Source organism: Gluconobacter sp. P1D12_c (genome assembly GCF_018812105.1).
In the GTDB taxonomy this organism is placed as follows: domain Bacteria; phylum Pseudomonadota; class Alphaproteobacteria; order Acetobacterales; family Acetobacteraceae; genus Gluconobacter; species Gluconobacter oxydans_A.
The window spans coordinates 1-561 of sequence record NZ_JACSIQ010000225.1 but is presented as its reverse complement, the minus strand read 5'-3'; the positions used below and the strand labels follow the sequence as shown (position 1 = coordinate 561).

Genomic DNA, 561 nt, shown 5'->3' with positions numbered 1-561 from the left:
CCCTTTTGCCGTTTTTTGACAATCCCGATTTTGACCATGATGCCCTTGGCCGGGTCATGGTCACCGTTCAACGCATTACTACCCCAGCCCCCGGAACAACGGAGCCGTTTGTTATGATCCGTCCCGCACAGAACCGTGCTGTCACCTTGTGGCTAATGAAGAACAGTAAACGTCCAATGAAGGCCGTGGACGTCTGGACGCTCTTGTTCGACCACCTGTTCCCACATACCGGACAGATCATTCTAACCCGCGAAGAAATCGCCGAAAAAGTCTGAATTCGGGTCAACGAAGTTACAGCCATCATGAATGAACTGGTGAAGTTAGGTGCGATTTTCTCCGAGCGCTAAAAKGTAGCCGGTATGCGAGGGCCGGGTCTTGTCCGCTACTACATGAACCKCCACGTTGCTGAAGTAGGTAGTCGTGCTACACAAGAAGAACTTTCTACAATACCAAAGCCGGGATTTAATCTTGAAGTTATAGAAGGAGGAAAATTATGAAAACTAACGAACGATTCCATATTGCATGCCAAAATACATTTATAATTTCTCATTCAAACGACTT

General features: G+C 47.2%; 1 protein-coding gene and 1 pseudogene. Both read left to right on the top strand.

The window, feature by feature from the left end; genetic code table 11:
* Positions 1-275: pseudogene (locus KP705_RS20290) on the top strand (hypothetical protein); the annotation flags it as partial.
* Positions 276-359: 84 nt separating this feature from the next.
* Complete coding sequence (locus tag KP705_RS20285; protein ID WP_252348434.1) at positions 360-497, top strand: hypothetical protein; 138 nt, start codon at positions 360-362, stop codon at positions 495-497.
* Positions 498-561 lie beyond the last annotated feature (64 nt).